Origin of the sequence: Nisaea sp. (assembly GCF_965216895.1) — a bacterium.
Classification (GTDB): Bacteria; Pseudomonadota; Alphaproteobacteria; order Thalassobaculales; family Thalassobaculaceae; genus Nisaea.
The window spans coordinates 581,778-599,674 of the sequence record NZ_OZ244205.1 but is presented as its reverse complement, the minus strand read 5'-3'; the positions used below and the strand labels follow the sequence as shown (position 1 = coordinate 599,674).

Genomic DNA, 17,897 nt, shown 5'->3' with positions numbered 1-17,897 from the left:
GCCAAAACGGACCGCACCTCATACGCTCGTGCAGACAAAGACCGCAACAGGGATGGTCGCCATGCCGAGAATTCTTGAAATCCTGCAGAAGGACCATGAGCAGCACGATGTGCTGCTGTCGATTCTCGAGAAGCAAGTGAAAGACGCGCATCTGACGGGTGAGCCGGATTACGAGCTTGTCTCCGAGATCGTCGACTATTTCCTTACCTATCCGACCGAATTCCACCATGCGCGAGAGAACCAGATCTACGCGAAAATTCTTGCACGCAACGCCACCGCGGCGGATGAAATCGGCCACCTAGAAGAAGAACACGAAGCCTGCGAAGCCTACATCAAGGCCTTTGCCGGCGCTCTCGCGAGCGTCCTCGGCACCGGGATCGTGACCCGCAAGCAGTTCGCCGATGCGGCGCTTGAATTCATCGAATCCCAACGGCGCCATATCCGCATGGAAGAGAGCATGTTCTTCCCGACCGCACTCCGGGTGCTGACGGCGGAAGACTGGGACGATCTGGACGACCGGCTGTCCGACCGTGCAGACCCGATCTTCGGAGGCCAGCACGAGGCCCAGTTCGAGGCCTTGCGGCAAGAGATCGTCGACATGCAGAAAGAGCGGGAACCGGCAAATGACAGCTTTCCCGCCAGACAGGAAATAAGCGTCTGAACCGACGCCGAAGCGTCCCGACACCTGGTGAACTCAGATGAACATGTTGCGTAGGCAAACCCCACGGAGGGTCTGCGAATTCGGACTGTTGCAGAAATACGGCGGACGTAACGTCCCGCGCTACACGAGTTATCCCACGGCCCCGCATTTCAGCGATGCGGTTGGCGTGGACGACTACAAGCAGTGGCTGTCCGAGCTAACGCCGAGCGATCCGCTCTCGCTCTATCTCCATGTACCCTTCTGCGAGGTCCTTTGCTGGTATTGCGGTTGCGCCACCCAGGTCGCACGCAATTACGGGCCGGTTGCCGAATATGCGCGCATTCTCGAACGTGAGATCACGACTGCGTCCCGGCACCTGCGGACACCGGGTCCAGTGCGTCATCTGCACTGGGGCGGCGGATCGCCCAACCGTCTGAATGCGGCCGATTTCTTTTCCCTGATGTCGCTCCTGAGGCGCCACTTCCCCTTCGCGGACGATGCCGAGCTTGCGATAGAGCTCGATCCGCGGACACTCGACGACAGCCAGATCGATGCCTATGCCCGCTCAGGCATCAACCGTGCGAGCCTGGGGCTGCAGGACTTTACCCCCCTGGTCCAGAAAAGCATCAATCGCGAGCAGCCGTTCGAACTGGTCGAGCAGCGCGTCGGGGCACTCCGGGCCGCCGGGATCGGCGATCTCAACTTCGACCTCATGTACGGCCTGCCACACCAGAGCGCCGAGGATGCCGAAGAGAGCGTACTGCTCGCCCTAAGTCTGAAGCCGAGCCGTATTGCCGTATTTGGCTATGCCCACGTACCCTGGATGCGCAGACATCAGAAACTGATTCCGGAGAACGCCCTGCCCGGACCCTCGAAGCGCCGGGAGCAAGCGGATCTCATGGCCCGCCGGATTCAGGCGGCGGGATACGTGCGGATCGGTCTCGATCATTTCGCGCGCCCGGAAGATCCGATGGCGATCGCGGCCGCCGCAGGAACGCTGCGGCGCAATTTCCAGGGTTACACGACCGACGATGCGAGCGCCCTCATCGGTTTCGGAGCATCCTCCATCGGCGCCCTGCCCCGGGGCTACATCCAGAACATTCCGGACGCCCGTCTCTACGAGAGCAGCGTGCGGGACACCGGCTTTGCCGTGGCACGGGGAATAGAACTGGGCGAGTCGGACAGGCTGCGCCGCCGAATCATCGAAAAGCTGATGTGCGACGAACGCGTGGATCTGGAGGAAACCTGCGCCGAACATGGCGCAAATGTGGAGGATCTCTCGCTCAACGCCGCCGCGCTTGGCGAAATGCGAGATGACGGTCTGCTTGCCTGGGATGGCAATCGGATCGACATGACGCCGGAAGGACGCCCCTATATCCGCGTGGTCGCCGCACTGTTCGACGCTTACCTTACGACAGGCAAGGGGCGCCATTCAGGCGCCATCTGATCACTTCGCAAACGCAGCACCGGCATATTGCGGCGCAATGTCGCTGCGCGCTCCCGCCACATGCCGGTCATGCCTCTCATGAGAGACCCTGAGTTTCTGTCTCAGGTGCTGCTAGAATTTGACCTGCATCAATGTGCGCATCGGTCAATACTTCTAGCCTACGGGTCAAGGCTGTTCCCGGAGGGGGGATGGTCACTCGAGTGTGTTCAGTATCGCGAGGGAAGACATGAACAGCACACTAACCGCAAACCGCCAGACCGGCGGCGCATGGACCATGGGCGTTCTCTTCGCCCTCGGTGCCATCGTCAGCCTGCTCTGGATGGCGAAAGCGCCGAGCCCGGAAATGGGTTTTCACGCCTTCTTATTCTTTGCCTTTTTCACCCTCGGCTGTTTCGTTCTGGTCAAGCGCCACTACGATTTGGCCGAGACGCGGGCGGTCCCGACGGCCGACGATGATGTCGGTTACATGGACGGGGTGATTCGCGCCGGAGCCATCGCCTCGACCTTCTGGGGCGTGATCGGCTTCACCGTCGGTCTCGTGATCGCGTTGCAACTGGCCTTTCCGGTCCTGAACTTCGACCTTCCCTGGACGAATTTCGGCCGTCTGCGCCCGCTGCACACCTCGGCGGTGATCTTCGCCTTCGGCGGCAATATCCTGATCATGACCTCGTTCCACGTGGTGCAACGGACCTGCAAAGCCCGCCTTGCCGGTGGTCTCGCCTCCTGGTTCGTGTTCTGGGGCTACCAGCTCTTCATCGTGCTGGCCGCCACCGGCTACGTGCTCGGCATCACCCAGAGCAAGGAATACGCGGAGCCGGAATGGTACGTCGATCTCTGGCTGACCATCGTCTGGGTGGTCTATCTTCTGGTCTTCCTCGGCACCCTCTGGAAGCGGAAAGAGCCGCATATCTATGTCGCGAACTGGTTCTACCTCGCCTTCATCATCACCATCGCGATGCTGCACATCGTCAACAACCTCGCCCTGCCGGTTTCCCTTGCCGGCGCGAAGAGCTATTCCGCCTTCGCCGGGGTGCAGGATGCGTTGACCCAGTGGTGGTACGGCCATAACGCCGTCGGCTTCTTCCTGACCGCCGGCTTCCTCGCCATCATGTACTACTACATTCCGAAACGGGCGGAGCGTCCGGTCTATTCCTACAGGCTTTCGATCATCCACTTCTGGGCGCTGATCTTCCTCTACATCTGGGCCGGTCCGCACCATCTGCACTACACGGCGTTGCCGGACTGGGCGCAGACTCTCGGCATGACCTTCTCGATCATGCTCTGGATGCCGTCCTGGGGCGGGATGATCAACGGCCTGATGACGCTCTCGGGCGCCTGGGACAAGCTCCGCACGGACCCGGTCCTGCGCATGCTGGTCACCTCGGTCGCCTTCTACGGCATGTCGACCTTCGAAGGTCCGGTCATGTCGATCAAGGCGGTGAACGGCCTCAGCCACTACACCGACTGGACTGTCGGCCACGTGCATTCCGGTGCCTTGGGCTGGGTCGGCATGGTCAGCTTCGGCGCGCTCTACTGCGTGGTTCCGATCCTCTGGAACCGGGAGCGGCTCTACTCGCTGCGTCTCGTCGGCTGGCACTTCTGGATCTCGACCATCGGCATCGTGCTGTACATCACCTCGATGTGGGTTTCGGGCATCCTGCAGGGTCTGATGTGGCGGGCCTATGACAGCCTCGGTTTCCTCGAATATTCCTTCGTCGAGACCGTCGAGGCCATGCATCCCTTCTATGTGATCCGGGCTCTCGGCGGCGCCGTCTTCGTCGCCGGCTCCCTGGTCATGGCCTACAACCTTTACCGCACCATGCGGGGCGATCTTCGCGATGAAGCTCCGTTTGTGGGCGCGCCGGTACGCGCACCCCAGGGCGCCGTCGCGGCGGGAGAATGATCGATGTCTCTGCTTAATAAACACGCCGTCTTCGAGAAGAACTCGATCCTGCTCTGTGTCGGGATCCTGATCACCGTCGCCATCGGCGGCCTGGTCGAGATCTCGCCGCTCTTCTACCTGGAAAGCACCATCGAGAAGGTAAAGGGCATGCGTCCCTACACCCCGCTCGAGCTTGCGGGCCGGAACATCTACATCCGCGAGGGCTGCTACAACTGCCACAGCCAGATGGTGCGACCGTTCCGGGACGAAGCCGAGCGCTACGGTCACTACAGCCTCGCCGCGGAGAGCATGTACGACCACCCGTTCCAGTGGGGCTCCAAGCGGACCGGCCCGGACCTCGCCCGGGTCGGCGGCCGGTACTCCGACGACTGGCACGTGGCGCATCTGGTCAATCCGCGTTCGGTGGTGCCGGAATCGATCATGCCGGGCTATCCGTTCCTTGCCGAGCGGACGCTCAAGATCGAGGACATGGCGGACCATCTCGCAGCCAATCGCGGGGTCGGGGTGCCCTACACGGACGAGATGATCGAGAACGCGGTTCTCGATGCGGTCGTCCAGACCAACCCGGATGCCGACGAGGTGGATGCGTTCATGGAACGCTATCCGAAGGCGCAGGTCCGCGACTTCGACGGCAACCCGGACAGGCTCACCGAGATGGACGCGGTCGTCGCCTATCTCCAGATGCTGGGTACGCTGGTCGATTTCGACCTCTACGCCCAGGATCCGGCCCTGCGATAGGAGGGATTGATGGATTACCAGACAGTCTCCGCCTTCGCGCAGACCTGGGGCCTCGTGTTCCTGGTCGTCATGTTCGTCGCCGCAGTCGCCTACGCGCTATGGCCGGGCAACCGGAGCAAGTTCAAGAAAGCCGCGCACGTGCCGCTTGAGGAGGATTGACCGTGGCTCACAATGTCGAAAAGGACGCGGTGACCGGCGTCGATACAACCGGTCACGAATGGGACGGGATCAAGGAACTGAACAACCCGCTCCCGCGCTGGTGGCTCTGGACCTTCTACATCACCGTCCTCTGGTCGATCGGCTACTGGATCGTCTACCCCGCTTGGCCGCTGGTCTCCAGCTATACCGAGGGCGTGTTCGGCTATTCCTCCCGTCAGGAGGTCATGGATCGGATCGCCGAGGCGAAAGAGGCCCAGTCCGCCTATCTCGGCAAGATCGAAGCCGCCTCCCTGGAAGAAATCCGGAGCGACAGCGAACTGCTCAACTTCGCCCTCGCGGGCGGCCGTTCCGCCTTCGCGGTAAACTGCTCCCAGTGCCACGGCCAGGGCGCACAGGGCTTCGTCGGTTATCCGAACCTGAACGATGATGCCTGGATCTGGGGCGGCAAGCCGGACGAGATCATGCATACGATCAATTTCGGCATCCGGAACGAGCATGAGGATTCCCGCTACAGCGAGATGCCGGCCTTCGGCCGGGACGGACTGCTCGAACGGCCGCAGATCGAGGCCGTGGTCGAATACGTTCTGAAGCTCTCGGGTCAGGAGCACAACGCCGACCTTCTCGAGAGCGGCGAGCGGATTTTCGAGAACGAATGTGCCGCCTGCCACGGACCGAATGGTGAAGGGATCCAGGACACCGGTGCTCCGCGCCTGTCCGACTCGATCTGGCTCTACGGCGGAGACAGGCAGACGATCCGCGAGACCGTCAACAACTCCCGCTACGGCGTGATGCCGGCCTGGATCGATCGTCTCGACGAGGCAACCATCAAGCAGCTTGCCGTCTACGTTCATTCGCTCGGCGGCGGCGAATAGACCTCCGTCCTCCCGCCGGTTCGCCGGCGGGAGGATCTCTAACCTCCACCGGGCAGGGACCGACCCGGGACATTGTCAGCAAACGCCCAATACAGGTCACCCATGGATCAGGCCAGCCAGGTTTCGAGCCCAGCCACCGCCCCTCGCGAAAAGGTCGAGAAGATCGATGTCGATGCGGTCAACAAGAAAGAGGAGCGGTCCCTCTACAAGGCCCGGGTAAAGATCTATCCGAAGCGGGCCACGGGGACATTCCGCAAGCTCAAGTGGCTGGTCATGGCCGCGACCCTCGCGGTCTATTACCTCGCTCCCTGGATCCGCTGGGATCGCGGCCCGAACGCACCTGACCAGGCGATCCTGATCGATTTCCCGGCACGGCGTTTCTATTTCTTCTTCATCGAGATCTGGCCGGAAGAGGTCTACTACCTGACCGGGCTGCTGATCATCGCCGCCCTCGCCCTCTTCCTTGTAACCAGCCTCGCCGGACGCGTCTGGTGCGGCTATACCTGCCCGCAGACCGTTTGGACCGATCTCTTCATCTGGGTCGAACGTTTGGTCGAAGGCGACCGCAGCGCCCGCATCCGGCTCGACAAGTCTCCGCTCTCCTTCAATAAAGTCGCGCGCAAGGTCACCAAACACGCGCTCTGGCTGCTGATCGGTGTGGCGACGGGCGGCGCCTGGATCTTCTATTTCGCCGACGCCCCCACCCTTTTCGTCGATGTATTCACCCTGCAGGCGCCGCTGGTCGCCTACAGTACGGTCGCGATCCTTGCCGGCACGACCTACATTTTCGGCGGCATGATGCGCGAGCAGGTCTGCACTTTCATGTGTCCCTGGCCGCGCATTCAGGGCGCACTTGTCGACGAAGAATCTCTCATCGTCTCCTACAAGGACGACCGGGGCGAGCCGCGCGCGCCGTTCCGGAAGAACCAGGACTGGTCGACCCGGGGCGATTGCATCGACTGCAACCAGTGTGTCGCCGTCTGCCCGATGGGCATCGACATCCGGGACGGGCAGCAGCTCGAATGCATCCACTGCGCGCTCTGCATCGACGCCTGCAACGACGTGATGGCGCGGATCGACCGGCCACTGAACCTGATCTCCTACGACACCTACGTGAATCACGAACGGCGCGCGGCAAAAGAGCCGACCCAGAGGCCGCGCCTGATCCGGGCGCGCACCGTGATCTACTCCGCGCTGATCGCCATTGTCGGCCTGATCATGCTCGGCGCGCTGCTGACCCGCTCGACGCTCGACATCAATATTCTGCACGACCGCAATCCGCTCTTCGTGCCCCTGTCCGACGGCGGGGTGAGAAACGGGTACACAATCAAGATCCTGAACAAGCAGCACGAGGTGCGCCGTTTCAAGATTGCGGTCGAAGGTCTGGAAAATGCGCTGGTCACGGTGGTCGGACAGGAAGGCACGAGCGGCCTGGAAGTGCCCGCGGACCGGCTGGCCCAGTTCCGTGTCTTCGTTGCCCTTCCGGCAGAGTCGGTTCCGGATGGCCGGGAAGACTTCGACTTTGTCGTTACCGATCTCGTTGACGGGAACCGCGCGGTCAACGACACCATATTCAGGGGACCAGAGAAATGAGTGACGCGACGATGAATTCTCAGACGAAGCTCACCGGCAAGCATGTGCTCTTCACCCTGCTCGGTTTCTTCGCCGTCGTGATCGGCGTGAACGTGGTCTTCATCGTGGTGGCGCTCGACAGCTGGACAGGCCTCACGACAGCGACTTCCTATCAGGAGGGCCTGCGCTACAACATCGCGATCGATCAGGCGGCGGAACAGCGGGCCCGTGGTTGGTCCGCCGATCTGACCGTGATCCGCGACTCCGCGAAACCCGACAGCATTTCGGTCACCGTTTCCGCCGTGCTCGCCGACAAGGAGGGCAAACCGCTCCCGCTGAGGACCGTGACGCTCAGTTTCCGGCATCCGATCAACGAGAGGTTCGATCAGGCGGCAACTCTGATGCCTGCCGGCATCGGCCGCTACGAAGGCACCGCCGACCTCCCCGTAGCCGGCAACTGGGACACGCGGCTGACTGCAATGACCGAGGGCGGCATAAGCTTCCGGCAGGACGGAAGCCTCTGGATCAAGTAGGCAGCGCCATGAGCATCGCGACAGACAATCAGCAAGACAGGAACGCGGACGCGCCGCTCGCAAGCTGTTGCGAGATCGCGGCAGCGATGGATCTCGCCGACGACGTGATCCGCCCGGCGGATGTCGCGAGCTTTGTGACAGCGGGGGAAGACGGAATCGCGGATCTCCATCTCATCGTGCGGAACATGCACTGCCCTTCCTGCGTCCGGCAGATCGAAGGCGGGCTCGGCGCCGAGCGCGGCGTGCTGGTCGCGCGCCTGAACGCGACGACGCGCCGTCTTCACCTCCGTTGGAAGGAGGCGGAGACCAGCGCGGCCGCACTGGTGGAAAAGCTCGCCGATCTCGGTTACGAGGTCAGCCCCTACGATCCGGTGAAACTCGCCGCGTCCGCCAATACCGACGACCGGGAACTGCTGAAGGCGATGGCGGTCTCCGGCTTCGCCGCGGCGAATGTGATGCTGATCTCGGTCGCAGTCTGGGCCGGTCTCGCGCAGGACATGGGCGAAGCGACCCGCGCGCTGATGCACTGGGTCGCGACCCTGATCGCGCTGCCGACGGTCGCCTATGCCGGGCGCCCCTTCTTCCGCTCGGCGCTCTCCGCCGTCAGCCACGGCCGCACCAACATGGACGTGCCGATCTCCCTCGCCGTACTGCTGGCGGCGGGCATGAGCCTGTTCGAGACCACGCGCGGCGGCGAGCATGTCTATTTCGACGCATCCGTCAGCCTGCTCTTCTTCCTGCTGATCGGCCGTTTCCTCGACCGCTCGCTGCGGCGAAAGGTCGAGTCCGCCGCCCAGAATCTGCTCGCGCTGAAAGCCGTTTCCGCCACCGTGATCGCGCCGGACGGTGGATATGTCTCCCAACCGATCGATACAATCCGGCCGGGCATGAAGGTCGCGGTTGCCGCGGGAGAGCGTTTCCCGGTCGACGGCGTCGTAACGTCGGGACAGACCGAGGTGGATACCTCGATGGTCACCGGCGAATCCGTGCCCCGGGCCGCCGGCCCCGGGGAGAATGTTTTTGCAGGAACGGTCAATCTCGGCGCCCCGGTGACGGTCACCGTCACGGCAACCGACGAAGGTACTCTGCTTTCCGAAATCGTCGGTCTGATGGAAGCCGCCGAACAGGGCCGCGCGCGCTATGTCCGTCTTGCGGACCGTATGGCGCGCTGGTACGCGCCCGTCGTCCACGCGCTGGCATTCGCAACCTTTGCAGGCTGGATGCTGTTGGGCAGCATGAGTTGGCAGGCGGCCCTGCTCGTCGCGATCACGGTGCTGATCGTGACCTGCCCCTGCGCGCTCGGTCTTGCCGTGCCCGCAGTCCAGGCCGGCGCCGTCGGACGCCTGCTGAAGGCCGGCATCCTCGCCAAGTCGGGGGACGGGCTGGAACGGCTTGCTGCGATCGATACCGTGGTCTTCGACAAGACCGGGACCCTGACCCTCGGCCGCCCCGAATTGCTGGACCGGCATGACATCGCTCTTGCGGACCTGAAACGCGCCGCATCGCTTGCCGCCGCGAGCCGTCACCCGCTGTCGCTCGCCATCCGACGCGCCACGGGGCCGGTCGGCGCCATGAATGGTGTCGAGGAAATACCGGGACAGGGCCTGCGCGCCATGGACGGAGCCACCGAGATCCGCCTCGGCCGACGTGAGTTCGCCGGCGCCGGGCCGGATGACGGCGTTGCGCATGACGGTCCCGAGCTTTGGCTGGCTGCCGGCGCGCACCGGGTGCAATTCCGCTTCCGCGACACGCCGCGGACAGACGCCGCGGCAACAATCTCCGCCCTCGCGGAACTCGGTCTCTCGATCGAGCTGCTTTCCGGCGACCGGCCGGCCGCCGTCGCCCGCCTCGCGGAAGACCTGAAAATCGACGTCTGGCGCGACAGCTGCAGCCCGCAGGACAAGATTGCCCGGCTGGAACAACTGGCAGCGGAGGGGCGCAAGGTCTGCATGGTCGGCGACGGGCTGAACGACGCCCCGGCACTGGCCGCGGCCTTCGCCTCGATCTCGCCGGGCGGCGCCGCCGACGCGAGCCAGACTGCGGCCGATTTCATCTTCCAGGGCGACCGTCTCGCACCGGTTCTGGAAGCGTTGAAGACTGCGGGCTCGGCGCGCGTGCTCGTGCAGCAGAACTTCACCCTTGCGCTGGCCTATAACCTGATCGCCGTGCCCATCGCGGCGGCGGGCTTCGCGACGCCGCTGATCGCCGCCATCGCGATGTCCGCCTCCTCGCTTGTGGTGACCCTGAACGCGCTCAGAATCAAGCTGGGCCAGAACACAACCGGAGCAGCCAAATGACCGCACTTGGCTTCCTCATTCCCGCCGCCCTGTTCCTCGGCCTGATCGGATTGGTGGCCTTCCTCTGGGCGCTCAGGAACGGCCAGTTCGAGGATCTCGACGGCGCCGCACACCGGATGCTCGACGAAGACTGACCGGCCGCGCATAACGACAGCGTCGTCGGCAGGGACGACGAACTGTCGGCGAGCAATGAAGGTCGGGCAACGTGCTGCAGGCGATCGAGTTCCGGCGCGCGCACGACGGGTGCGGACCGGGGAGAACGAGAGTAGCGGCGACACGGGACTGCTGTGCCGGGAGGGGGACGACTCCTTCGGCGAAAAGCGCCTGGCGTCCTGCCTCCATGCGGCGGCCAATGCGCTACGAGGATGAAGCCGGGCGCGTCCTACTTCGGCCGGATACCGTCGAAAGCCCGCCGGTAGGCATGCCAGGTGGCATGCCCGATCAGCGGAAAGGTGATTGCCAGTCCGACAAAGCAGGTGACGATGCCGACCGCCGTCAGCATCACGATCAGCCAGGCCCAGACCATCAGAGGCCAGAGGTTCCGGCGGACCATCTGCACGCTCTCCACAGCCGCGGTGACGGCATCGACATCGCGTACCATCAGCATCGGTACGGAGAAGGCCGTGACCGCAAAAACCGCCGCCGCCAGAACGCCGCCGAACGCGGTGCCGAGCACGAGCAGACCGAGACCGTCATAGGTGAAAAAGAGAATGCTGATGGACTCCTCGAGCCCCGGAAACGGCTGGGTTCCGAGGAACAAGGCGTAGAGGAGTGTCGCAATCCGGATCCAGATCAGGTGCACCACCATCAGGATCACGCCGAGATAGGCGAGCTGGGTCGGGCGTTTCACCGGAACGAACAGCGCGGACCCGAGCGATATCGGCTCGCCCGCTTCCCGGCGCCGGCTGGTCTCGTAGAGCCCGACCGCGAGCATCGGCCCGAGCAGCATGAAACCGGCGGACAACGGCAGCAGCAAATGCGGAACGTCGAGCAAGAACAGCGTGCTGGCCAAGCCCAGGCTGACCAGGGTGAAGCCGATACCGTAGGTCAGGCTGATCGCCGGCACGGACAGCATGTCACGCCATCCCGCAGCAAGCCATTCCCATGGTTCGTCGGGCTCCATTCCGGCGCCGCTTGCATGTGCGGTATCCGCAGACACCATCGGGTTCCTCCACTTCCGCCGCTCGTTTGCTCGACAGCCCCAGTTTGGACGGTCCGGCGGCGGCAAATTCGACACCAGTGTCACCTTCAAGTTCACCCGGAAACAAGTCAAAAACATTGATTCAGATCAATGTTTCCGCATGTGTTTTGCCGAATATCGCCAGAGCCCCACAGGCTTCTGAGGTCACAGGAACAGGTCATGAAGAAACCCATAAACGACGGCGCGGAAGTTTCCATCGAGTTCCCGGACAAGGCCTATCTCGGCTATTTCCGCAGCGACAGCTCTTTCGAGGTCGAGCGGGAACGGGACAGCATCGCCCTCAAGCTTGTCCATCCGGGGGACGACAAGAGGATCGCCTCGTTTCATCTGCATGATTACCTATTGGCAGATGTGCTCGCCGCCACGGCGGATTGCCTGGCCGAAGCGGAGATAGCGCCTCCCCAGCGCACCGCTCTCCTGGAGTCGGCGGAAAAACTCGCCGCCATCCTCAAACGCTGAGGCGGAGCGTCTCGCAGACAGACCGGAGGCAGAGCGAGCCCATTGCGGAGTACCTGCGAGCATGTAAGGCTGCCTTCATCGGGCGGAGGCTGCGTTGCGGTCCGCCCCGGGAAGGGAGATCCAAGATGAAATCGAAGCTCGTTGCCGCCGCCATTGTGGCCGCCACGCTCGGCATCGCGGGCAATGCCGCCGCCAAGGACAGCCTGACGCTCGGAATCGGCCTCGAGCCGCCGCATCTCGACCCGACCGCCGGCGCCGCGGCGGCGATCGACGAAGTGGTCTACGCCAATGTCTTCGAAGGGCTCACCCGCATCGGTCCCGACGGCGCCGTGCTTCCCGCCCTCGCCAGTTCATGGACGGTTTCGGACGACGGCCTCACTTACAGCTTCACCCTTCGGGACGGTGTCACTTTTCATGACGGTTCGCAGTTCGACTCCGCCGACGTTCTGTTCTCCCTGGACCGTGCGATGGCCGACGACAGCACGAACGCGCAGAAGGGCCTGTTCGAGCCGATCGCCAAAGTCGAGGCGCCGGATGCGAAATCGGTCGCGATCACCCTGAAGCGTCCGACCGGTCACTTCCTCTTCAATCTCGGCTGGGGCGATGCCGTCATGGTCGCGCCCGAGAGTGCCGAGAGCAACAAGTCGAATCCGCTCGGCACCGGGCCGTTCAGCTTCAAACGCTGGGCGAAGGGATCGGAGATTAGCCTCACCCGAAACGATGCCTACTGGGGCACGAAAGCGAAACTCGCCAGCGTCAGCTTCAAGATCATGCCCGATCCCGCCGCGTCGGCCGCCGCCCTGCTATCCGGCGATGTGGACGTGTTTCCGAACTTCGGCGCCCCGGAGCTGCTGGAGCAGTTCCGCTCCGATCCACGGTTCCTGGTAATGGTCGGTACGACCGAGGGCGAGACGCTTCTCTCGATGAACCATGCCAACAAGGCGCTTGGCGATATCCGCGTGCGGCGGGCGATCTCCCATGCCATCGACCGGCAGGCCATCATCGACGGCGCGATGTTCGGCTTGGGAACCCCGATCGGCAGCCACTTCGCGCCGCATCACCCGGCCTATGTCGACCTGACCGGGATGTATCCGCATGATCCGGAGAAAGCCAAGGCGCTGCTCGCCGAAGCGGGCTACGGCGACGGACTGAAGCTTCGCCTGACCCTGCCGCCGCCGAGCTATGCGCGGCGCGGCGGAGAGGTCATCGCGGCCCAGCTGGCAGCGGTCGGCATCGAAACGGAAATCATTCCGGTCGAATGGGCGCAATGGTTGAAGCAGGTGTTCAAGTCGACCGATTACGATCTGACCATCGTCTCCCACACCGAGCCTTTCGACATCGGGATCTATGCCCGTGACAGCTATTACTTCAACTACAAGAGCGAACGGTTCAACGCGGTCTACGGAGATCTGACCGAGGCGGTGGATCCGGAAGAGCGGAACGCCCTGATCGGAGAGGCGCAGAAGATTCTCGCCGAGGACGCGGTCAACGGGTTCCTCTTCGAACTCGCCCAGAACGGTGTCTGGCGGACCAGGGTCAAGGGACTCTGGCGCAACCGGCCGATCCAGGCAAACGACCTGACCCGGGCCTACTGGGAATAGCCTCCGGCCGGACGGATTATCTGCAATGCTCGGTTACGTCGTCCGGCGCCTGACGGCCCTGGCGGCGACCCTCGCGGTCGCCTCCCTTGTGATCTTCCTGGTAATGGAGGTGCTTCCCGGCGACCCGGCCGAGGTCATGCTCGGCCTCAACGCCCAGCCGGACACCCTGGCCGCCCTGCGTGCCCAGATGGGACTCGACCGTCCGGCGCCGGAAAGGTTTCTCGCCTGGGTCGCGGCCTTCCTCTCGGGCGATCTCGGGATCAGCTACACCTATGACGTTCCCGTCTCGGAGCTGATCGCCGAGCGCATGAGCGTCACGCTGCCCCTTGCCCTGATGGCCATCCTGATCTCAACGGCGATCGCCCTGCCCTGCGGCGTGCTCGCCGCGCGGTTCCGCGGCCGCTTCGCCGACAGTGTCATCATGGGCCTTGCCCAACTCGGCATCGCTGTGCCGAATTTCTGGTTCGCGATCCTTCTGATCCTGCTGTTCGCCGTGACCCTCGGCTGGACCAGCGCAGGCGGCTTTCCGGGATTCGAGAACGGCATCCTGCCCGCACTCGGCGCCCTCCTGCTGCCGTCCATCGCGCTCGCCCTGCCCCAGGCCGCGATCCTCGCCCGCGTGACCCGTTCGGCCGTCGTCGAGGTTCTCGGCGAGGACTATATCCGCACCGCCCGCGCCAAGGGCCTTTCCGGGCGGACCGTGCTCTGGCGTCATGCCGTGCGCAACGCGCTGGCGGCACCGCTCACGATCATGGGCCTGCAATTCAGTTTTCTCCTCGCAGGCACGGTCATCATCGAGAACGTCTTCTATCTTCCCGGACTCGGCCGCCTGATGTTCCAGGCCATCGCCCAGCGCGACCTGATCGTGGTCAAGGACGTGGTTGTCCTGCTGGTCGCCCTCGTGATCACGGTGAACTTCATCGTCGACCTGCTCTACGCCTGGACCGACCCGCGACTCCGGAAGGCCGGCAGCGATGTCTGAACGACAACCCGTCCAGGCAATTCCGGCCCGCCCCCCGTTCCGGCACCGCGCGATGCGGCATCCGGGGTTTGTGCTCGGCGGGACGATCAGCCTGATCGTGCTGCTGACCGCTGCCCTCGCCCTCTTCTGGACTCCCTACCCGGTCACCGAACTGAATATCGCCTCGAAACTCCGGCCATTCTCAGCCGCGCACCCGCTCGGCACCGACCATTTCGGCCGGGATGTCCTCTCCATGCTTATGGTCGGAGCCGGTAATTCGGTTCTCGTCGGGATCGTCGCTGTCGGGCTCGGCGTCGGCGTCGGCGCGCCGCTCGGGCTCCTGGCGGCGATGCGCCCGGGTGTGATCAGCGAAGCGGTGATGCGGGCAAGCGATCTCGCTTTCGCCTTTCCGGCGCTGTTGACCGCCGTAATGATCACTGCGATCTACGGTCCGGGCACCGTCAATTCGATCGTCGCGATCGGGATCTTCAATGTCCCGGTATTCGCCCGCCTGACACGCGGCGTTTCACTCTCGATCTGGCAAATGGAATATGTCTCGGCTGCCCGGGCAATCGGTGTGCCGCCACTGCAGATCGCGCTCCGGCACATGCTGCCCAACATCGCCAGCCCGCTGATCGTGCAGGCCACGATCCAGTTCGCTCTCGCCATTCTCGCCGAGGCCGGGCTCAGCTATCTCGGCCTCGGCACACAGCCGCCGCAGCCGAGTTGGGGCAAGATGCTGCACGAGGCGCAGACCATGCTTTATTTCGCCCCGATGCTCGCGATTCTACCCGGTGCGAGTATTGCCGTGACGGTTCTCGGCCTCAATTTGCTCGGCGACGGGTTGCGCGACCTGCTCGATCCAAAGCTGCGCGGAGGCTCGAACCGGCGGCTTGCGCGGAGCTGAAATACAAGATTGGCGGTTGGCGCGCCCCCGCTCAGAATTTATGCTTTTGGCACCCGGGGGATACTACATATCTATTTCCGGGTATGGACATCGTCCGGGCCGACTTTCGGGAGCGCTGCAAAAATGGGTCTACGATCCGCCAGAGAGGAAATCTTTTTCCTCTCGAGATGGCTTCGCGCACCGCTCAAAACGGGAGCGGTCAGGCCGAGCGGCCGCGATCTCACCAAGCTGATCGCGCGTGCCGTTTGCGATACCGGCCCGGATGAATGGGTGGTCGAACTCGGCGGCGGTACCGGTGCGGTAACCCGGGCGCTTCTGGAGGCCGGTATTGCGCCGCAGCGCCTTGCCGTCCTGGAGAGGGATCCAGAGCTTTCCGCGTGGCTAAGACGCGATTTTCCGGGCGCGACCATCATCGCAGGCGATGCGGAGCATCTCGGCCGGCACCTCGCCCGTCGCGAGATCATCGGTGTCCGTCGGATCGTTTCAAGCCTGCCCCTGCTTTCCCTGCCAAGATCCCAGCGCAAGGCGATCCTCGCAGAGACCTTTCAGGTTCTGGGCACCACCGGCTCTCTCATCCAGTACAGCTATGGACCGTCCTGCCCGGTTTCCCGCGCGCTCAGGATCGAACTTGGCCTGGAAGCGCGCTCGCTCGGCTTTGCATGGCGCAACCTGCCGCCAGCCCGGGTCTGGGAATTGCGCAAAGCGGCAGCCCGCTCGGCCCGTCCGGCGAATTCCAGGGTCGCCGCCTGACGCGGCGTCGGGTCTCAGGCTTCGTGGTGACGAACGATGTAGCGGCCGTCGTCGAACCCCGTGAACTGATCTGAGATGGACGGATGGTTGACCGGGCCGTTGTCGCTGTCGTCGAGCAGGTTCTGCTCGGAGACGTAGGCGACGTAGTAGGTTTCCGGGTTTTCCGCGAACAGGTGATAGAACGGCTGATCGCGCCGCGGCCGGCGATCTTCGGGAATGGCTTCGTACCATTCCTCCGTATTGGCGAATTCCGGGTCCACGTCGAACACGACGCCCCGGAAATCGAACATCCTGTGCCGAACAACTGCGCCGATACCGAATTTGGCTTCGACTACCTTAACCACGGCCTATCACTCCGTTGTTTTTGCTCGCATCTCATGGAACTTGTCCGGAATAGCGGTCAGCGTCAACCTTCACCGGGTTACGGTCCGCTGGACAGGACACGGTCTCGTTCCGATTCCGACGCGACAACCGTCTTGTTGAGGCGTAATTTTGCATACAATGTGATGGAAAGCGAACGGTTCCGTTCGAAATCAAAAAAAGTCTGGGAGACGGGAATGTCTGTTGTGGCCGTGCGTGATCGGCTTTTTGGATATCTAAACGGCCAGTTCTACTACGGGTGGGTCATCCTCTCAGTGGCCGGTCTCGGCCTTTTCACCAGCGGCCCCGGCCAGTCCCACACCTTCAGCGTCTTTGTCGATCCGATCAGCGCAGATCTCGGCATTTCCAGCACGGAGATCGCTTCCGCCTACGGAACAGCAACCCTTTTCGCCGCACTTTGTCTGCCTTTCGCCGGACGTCTCGTCGATCGCTTCGGTCCGCGCCGGATGGCGTTGCTGATCGTCACTCTCCTCGGCTTCGCCTGCTTTTTCTTCGGTGCGGCCGCCAACATGTTGTGGCTCGGGCTCGGCTTCGCCCTCCTGAGATATTTCGGCCAGGGCACCCTGATGCTGACCTGTGCGAACATGGTCTCGCAATGGTTCAGCCGCAAGCGCGGCTTCGCGATGGGGCTGATGGCGCTCGGCTTCGCGAGTTCCATGGCCATCCACCCGCCCCTCGGGCAGTTCCTGATCGATACGTTCGGGTGGCGCCAGGCATGGACCGTTCTCGGCCTGCTGACCTGGGTTCAGATGCTTCCGGTCATCTGGCTCCTGGTACATGACAAACCCGAGGATAAGGGCCTACATCCCGACGGCGTCGCGCCTGTCGCCTCCACGGCCGCGGATTCCGAGGAAACGGACGACGTTCCGGGGCTTTCCCTATCGCAGGCTCTGCGGACCCCGACCTTCCACATGATCTGGTTCAGCATGGCCTCCATCGCCATGCTGGTGACTGCCCTGCATTTCTATCAGGTCAAGATTTTCACCGCTCAGGGGCTTGAGGAACAGGTCGCCGCCTGGGTGTTTCCGATCTCCGCGGGCACCATGGTCACGATGATGCCGCTCGTCGGCCGTGTCCTCGACCGCCTGAAGACCCGGTATTCCCTTGCACTCGCCCTGCTGGTTCAGGCCAGTGCGCTGCTGATGGTGACCCAGGTCAGCAATATTCCGACGGCGGTCGTCTATGCCGCACTCTTCGGCCTCAACAACGCCTGCAGCATGACCCTGTTCGGCTATATCTGGCCGCGCTTTTTCGGCCGGAAGCATCTCGGCAGCATTCAAGGGACGGGACAGATGATCATGGTGGTCGGCGCCTCGATCGGGCCGCTGCCGATCGGCTATGCCTTCGATACTTTCGGCTCGCCGACTTTGATGATCCAGGCATTGGCGCTCTATCCGGCGGCCTGCGCCGTACTCGCGCTTTTCATCCGGACGCCGGCCGGCGTCCCTGTCGAAGAGCACCTCGAATAGGCAGCGG

Annotated in this window: 18 protein-coding genes; 16 read left to right on the top strand and 2 right to left on the bottom strand. The window is 63.4% G+C overall.

Annotation, left to right across the window (positions count from 1 at the left end; genetic code table 11):
• The first annotated feature begins 61 nt into the window (after window positions 1–61).
• The 10 genes from ACOOE1_RS02815 (at window position 62) to ccoS (ending at window position 10,295) form a co-directional block, all read left to right on the top strand.
• Complete coding sequence (locus ACOOE1_RS02815; RefSeq protein WP_420404829.1) at window positions 62–661, top strand: hemerythrin domain-containing protein; 600 nt, start codon at window positions 62–64, stop codon at window positions 659–661.
• 88 nt (window positions 662–749) lie between these two features.
• A complete protein-coding gene (gene hemN / locus ACOOE1_RS02810; protein WP_420404828.1) occupies window positions 750–2,087 on the top strand; it encodes an oxygen-independent coproporphyrinogen III oxidase in 1,338 nt (445 codons plus the stop codon).
• A gap of 466 nt (window positions 2,088–2,553) precedes the next feature.
• Window positions 2,554–3,990: a cytochrome-c oxidase, cbb3-type subunit I gene (ccoN, locus tag ACOOE1_RS02805; RefSeq protein WP_420406399.1), complete on the top strand. Its 1,437-nt coding sequence runs from the start codon at window positions 2,554–2,556 to the stop codon at window positions 3,988–3,990.
• Window positions 3,991–3,993: 3 nt separating this feature from the next.
• Window positions 3,994–4,728: a cytochrome-c oxidase, cbb3-type subunit II gene (gene ccoO / locus ACOOE1_RS02800; RefSeq protein ID WP_420404827.1), complete on the top strand. Its 735-nt coding sequence runs from the start codon at window positions 3,994–3,996 to the stop codon at window positions 4,726–4,728.
• Window positions 4,729–4,737: 9 nt separating this feature from the next.
• The gene (locus tag ACOOE1_RS02795; RefSeq protein ID WP_420404826.1) at window positions 4,738–4,887 is read left to right on the top strand and encodes a cbb3-type cytochrome c oxidase subunit 3; all 150 of its coding nucleotides are present in this window, start codon (window positions 4,738–4,740) and stop codon (window positions 4,885–4,887) included.
• 2 nt (window positions 4,888–4,889) lie between these two features.
• Window positions 4,890–5,759 (top strand): cytochrome-c oxidase, cbb3-type subunit III, encoded by an 870-nt coding sequence (gene ccoP / locus ACOOE1_RS02790; protein ID WP_420404825.1) that lies wholly within the window; start codon window positions 4,890–4,892, stop codon window positions 5,757–5,759.
• Between the two features lie 102 nt (window positions 5,760–5,861).
• A complete protein-coding gene (ccoG, locus tag ACOOE1_RS02785) occupies window positions 5,862–7,352 on the top strand; it encodes a cytochrome c oxidase accessory protein CcoG (RefSeq protein ID WP_420404824.1) in 1,491 nt (496 codons plus the stop codon).
• Complete coding sequence (locus tag ACOOE1_RS02780; RefSeq protein WP_420404823.1) at window positions 7,349–7,864, top strand: FixH family protein; 516 nt, start codon at window positions 7,349–7,351, stop codon at window positions 7,862–7,864. Before ccoG ends, ACOOE1_RS02780 begins: the two co-directional genes overlap by 4 nt.
• An 8-nt stretch (window positions 7,865–7,872) precedes the next feature.
• Window positions 7,873–10,161 (top strand): heavy metal translocating P-type ATPase, encoded by a 2,289-nt coding sequence (locus tag ACOOE1_RS02775; RefSeq protein WP_420404822.1) that lies wholly within the window; start codon window positions 7,873–7,875, stop codon window positions 10,159–10,161.
• Window positions 10,158–10,295 (top strand): cbb3-type cytochrome oxidase assembly protein CcoS, encoded by a 138-nt coding sequence (gene ccoS, locus ACOOE1_RS02770; protein ID WP_420404821.1) that lies wholly within the window; start codon window positions 10,158–10,160, stop codon window positions 10,293–10,295. The genes ACOOE1_RS02775 and ccoS overlap by 4 nt, the downstream gene beginning before the upstream one ends.
• Before the next feature lie 248 nt (window positions 10,296–10,543).
• Here the strand turns inward: ccoS and ACOOE1_RS02765 are convergent, their stop codons facing one another.
• Complete coding sequence (locus tag ACOOE1_RS02765; protein WP_420404820.1) at window positions 10,544–11,323, bottom strand: DUF2189 domain-containing protein; 780 nt, start codon at window positions 11,321–11,323, stop codon at window positions 10,544–10,546.
• A 198-nt stretch (window positions 11,324–11,521) separates the two neighbouring features.
• Here ACOOE1_RS02765 and ACOOE1_RS02760 point away from each other — a divergent pair, with 198 nt between their 5' ends.
• From ACOOE1_RS02760 to ACOOE1_RS02740, 5 genes are all read left to right on the top strand, one after another.
• Complete coding sequence (locus tag ACOOE1_RS02760; RefSeq protein WP_420404819.1) at window positions 11,522–11,821, top strand: hypothetical protein; 300 nt, start codon at window positions 11,522–11,524, stop codon at window positions 11,819–11,821.
• Between the two features lie 125 nt (window positions 11,822–11,946).
• On the top strand, window positions 11,947–13,422 hold the full coding sequence (locus ACOOE1_RS02755) for an ABC transporter substrate-binding protein (protein WP_420404818.1): 1,476 nt from the start codon (window positions 11,947–11,949) through the stop codon (window positions 13,420–13,422).
• Between the two features lie 25 nt (window positions 13,423–13,447).
• On the top strand, window positions 13,448–14,404 hold the full coding sequence (locus ACOOE1_RS02750) for an ABC transporter permease (RefSeq protein WP_420404817.1): 957 nt from the start codon (window positions 13,448–13,450) through the stop codon (window positions 14,402–14,404).
• Window positions 14,397–15,290, top strand: coding sequence for an ABC transporter permease (locus ACOOE1_RS02745; protein ID WP_420404816.1), 894 nt, complete (start codon window positions 14,397–14,399; stop codon window positions 15,288–15,290). The genes ACOOE1_RS02750 and ACOOE1_RS02745 overlap by 8 nt, the downstream gene beginning before the upstream one ends.
• A gap of 123 nt (window positions 15,291–15,413) precedes the next feature.
• Window positions 15,414–16,040: a class I SAM-dependent methyltransferase gene (locus ACOOE1_RS02740; RefSeq protein WP_420404815.1), complete on the top strand. Its 627-nt coding sequence runs from the start codon at window positions 15,414–15,416 to the stop codon at window positions 16,038–16,040.
• Window positions 16,041–16,054: 14 nt separating this feature from the next.
• Here ACOOE1_RS02740 and hspQ read toward each other — a convergent pair whose 3' ends face one another.
• Window positions 16,055–16,384: a heat shock protein HspQ gene (gene hspQ, locus ACOOE1_RS02735; RefSeq protein ID WP_420404814.1), complete on the bottom strand. Its 330-nt coding sequence runs from the start codon at window positions 16,382–16,384 to the stop codon at window positions 16,055–16,057.
• A gap of 213 nt (window positions 16,385–16,597) precedes the next feature.
• Between hspQ and ACOOE1_RS02730 the strand changes: the two genes are divergently transcribed.
• Entirely contained in the window at window positions 16,598–17,890 is a 1,293-nt protein-coding gene (locus ACOOE1_RS02730) for an MFS transporter (RefSeq protein WP_420404813.1), read from the top strand.
• The last annotated feature ends 7 nt before the right edge of the window (window positions 17,891–17,897 follow it).

Bases quoted from the DNA above. Each gene is read 5' to 3' on its own strand.
- ACOOE1_RS02815 (WP_420404829.1), top strand. From the start codon at position 62: ATGCCGAGAATTCTTGAAATCCTGCAGAAGGACCATGAGCAGCACGAT.
- ccoN (WP_420406399.1), top strand. From the start codon at position 2,554: ATGGACGGGGTGATTCGCGCCGGAGCCATCGCCTCGACCTTCTGGGGC.
- ccoO (WP_420404827.1), top strand. From the start codon at position 3,994: ATGTCTCTGCTTAATAAACACGCCGTCTTCGAGAAGAACTCGATCCTG.
- ACOOE1_RS02795 (WP_420404826.1), top strand. From the start codon at position 4,738: ATGGATTACCAGACAGTCTCCGCCTTCGCGCAGACCTGGGGCCTCGTG.
- ccoG (WP_420404824.1), top strand. From the start codon at position 5,862: ATGGATCAGGCCAGCCAGGTTTCGAGCCCAGCCACCGCCCCTCGCGAA.
- ACOOE1_RS02780 (WP_420404823.1), top strand. From the start codon at position 7,349: ATGAGTGACGCGACGATGAATTCTCAGACGAAGCTCACCGGCAAGCAT.
- ACOOE1_RS02775 (WP_420404822.1), top strand. From the start codon at position 7,873: ATGAGCATCGCGACAGACAATCAGCAAGACAGGAACGCGGACGCGCCG.
- ccoS (WP_420404821.1), top strand. From the start codon at position 10,158: ATGACCGCACTTGGCTTCCTCATTCCCGCCGCCCTGTTCCTCGGCCTG.
- ACOOE1_RS02765 (WP_420404820.1), bottom strand. From the start codon at position 11,323: ATGGTGTCTGCGGATACCGCACATGCAAGCGGCGCCGGAATGGAGCCC.
- ACOOE1_RS02760 (WP_420404819.1), top strand. From the start codon at position 11,522: ATGAAGAAACCCATAAACGACGGCGCGGAAGTTTCCATCGAGTTCCCG.
- ACOOE1_RS02755 (WP_420404818.1), top strand. From the start codon at position 11,947: ATGAAATCGAAGCTCGTTGCCGCCGCCATTGTGGCCGCCACGCTCGGC.
- ACOOE1_RS02750 (WP_420404817.1), top strand. From the start codon at position 13,448: ATGCTCGGTTACGTCGTCCGGCGCCTGACGGCCCTGGCGGCGACCCTC.
- ACOOE1_RS02745 (WP_420404816.1), top strand. From the start codon at position 14,397: ATGTCTGAACGACAACCCGTCCAGGCAATTCCGGCCCGCCCCCCGTTC.
- ACOOE1_RS02740 (WP_420404815.1), top strand. From the start codon at position 15,414: ATGGGTCTACGATCCGCCAGAGAGGAAATCTTTTTCCTCTCGAGATGG.
- ACOOE1_RS02730 (WP_420404813.1), top strand. From the start codon at position 16,598: ATGTCTGTTGTGGCCGTGCGTGATCGGCTTTTTGGATATCTAAACGGC.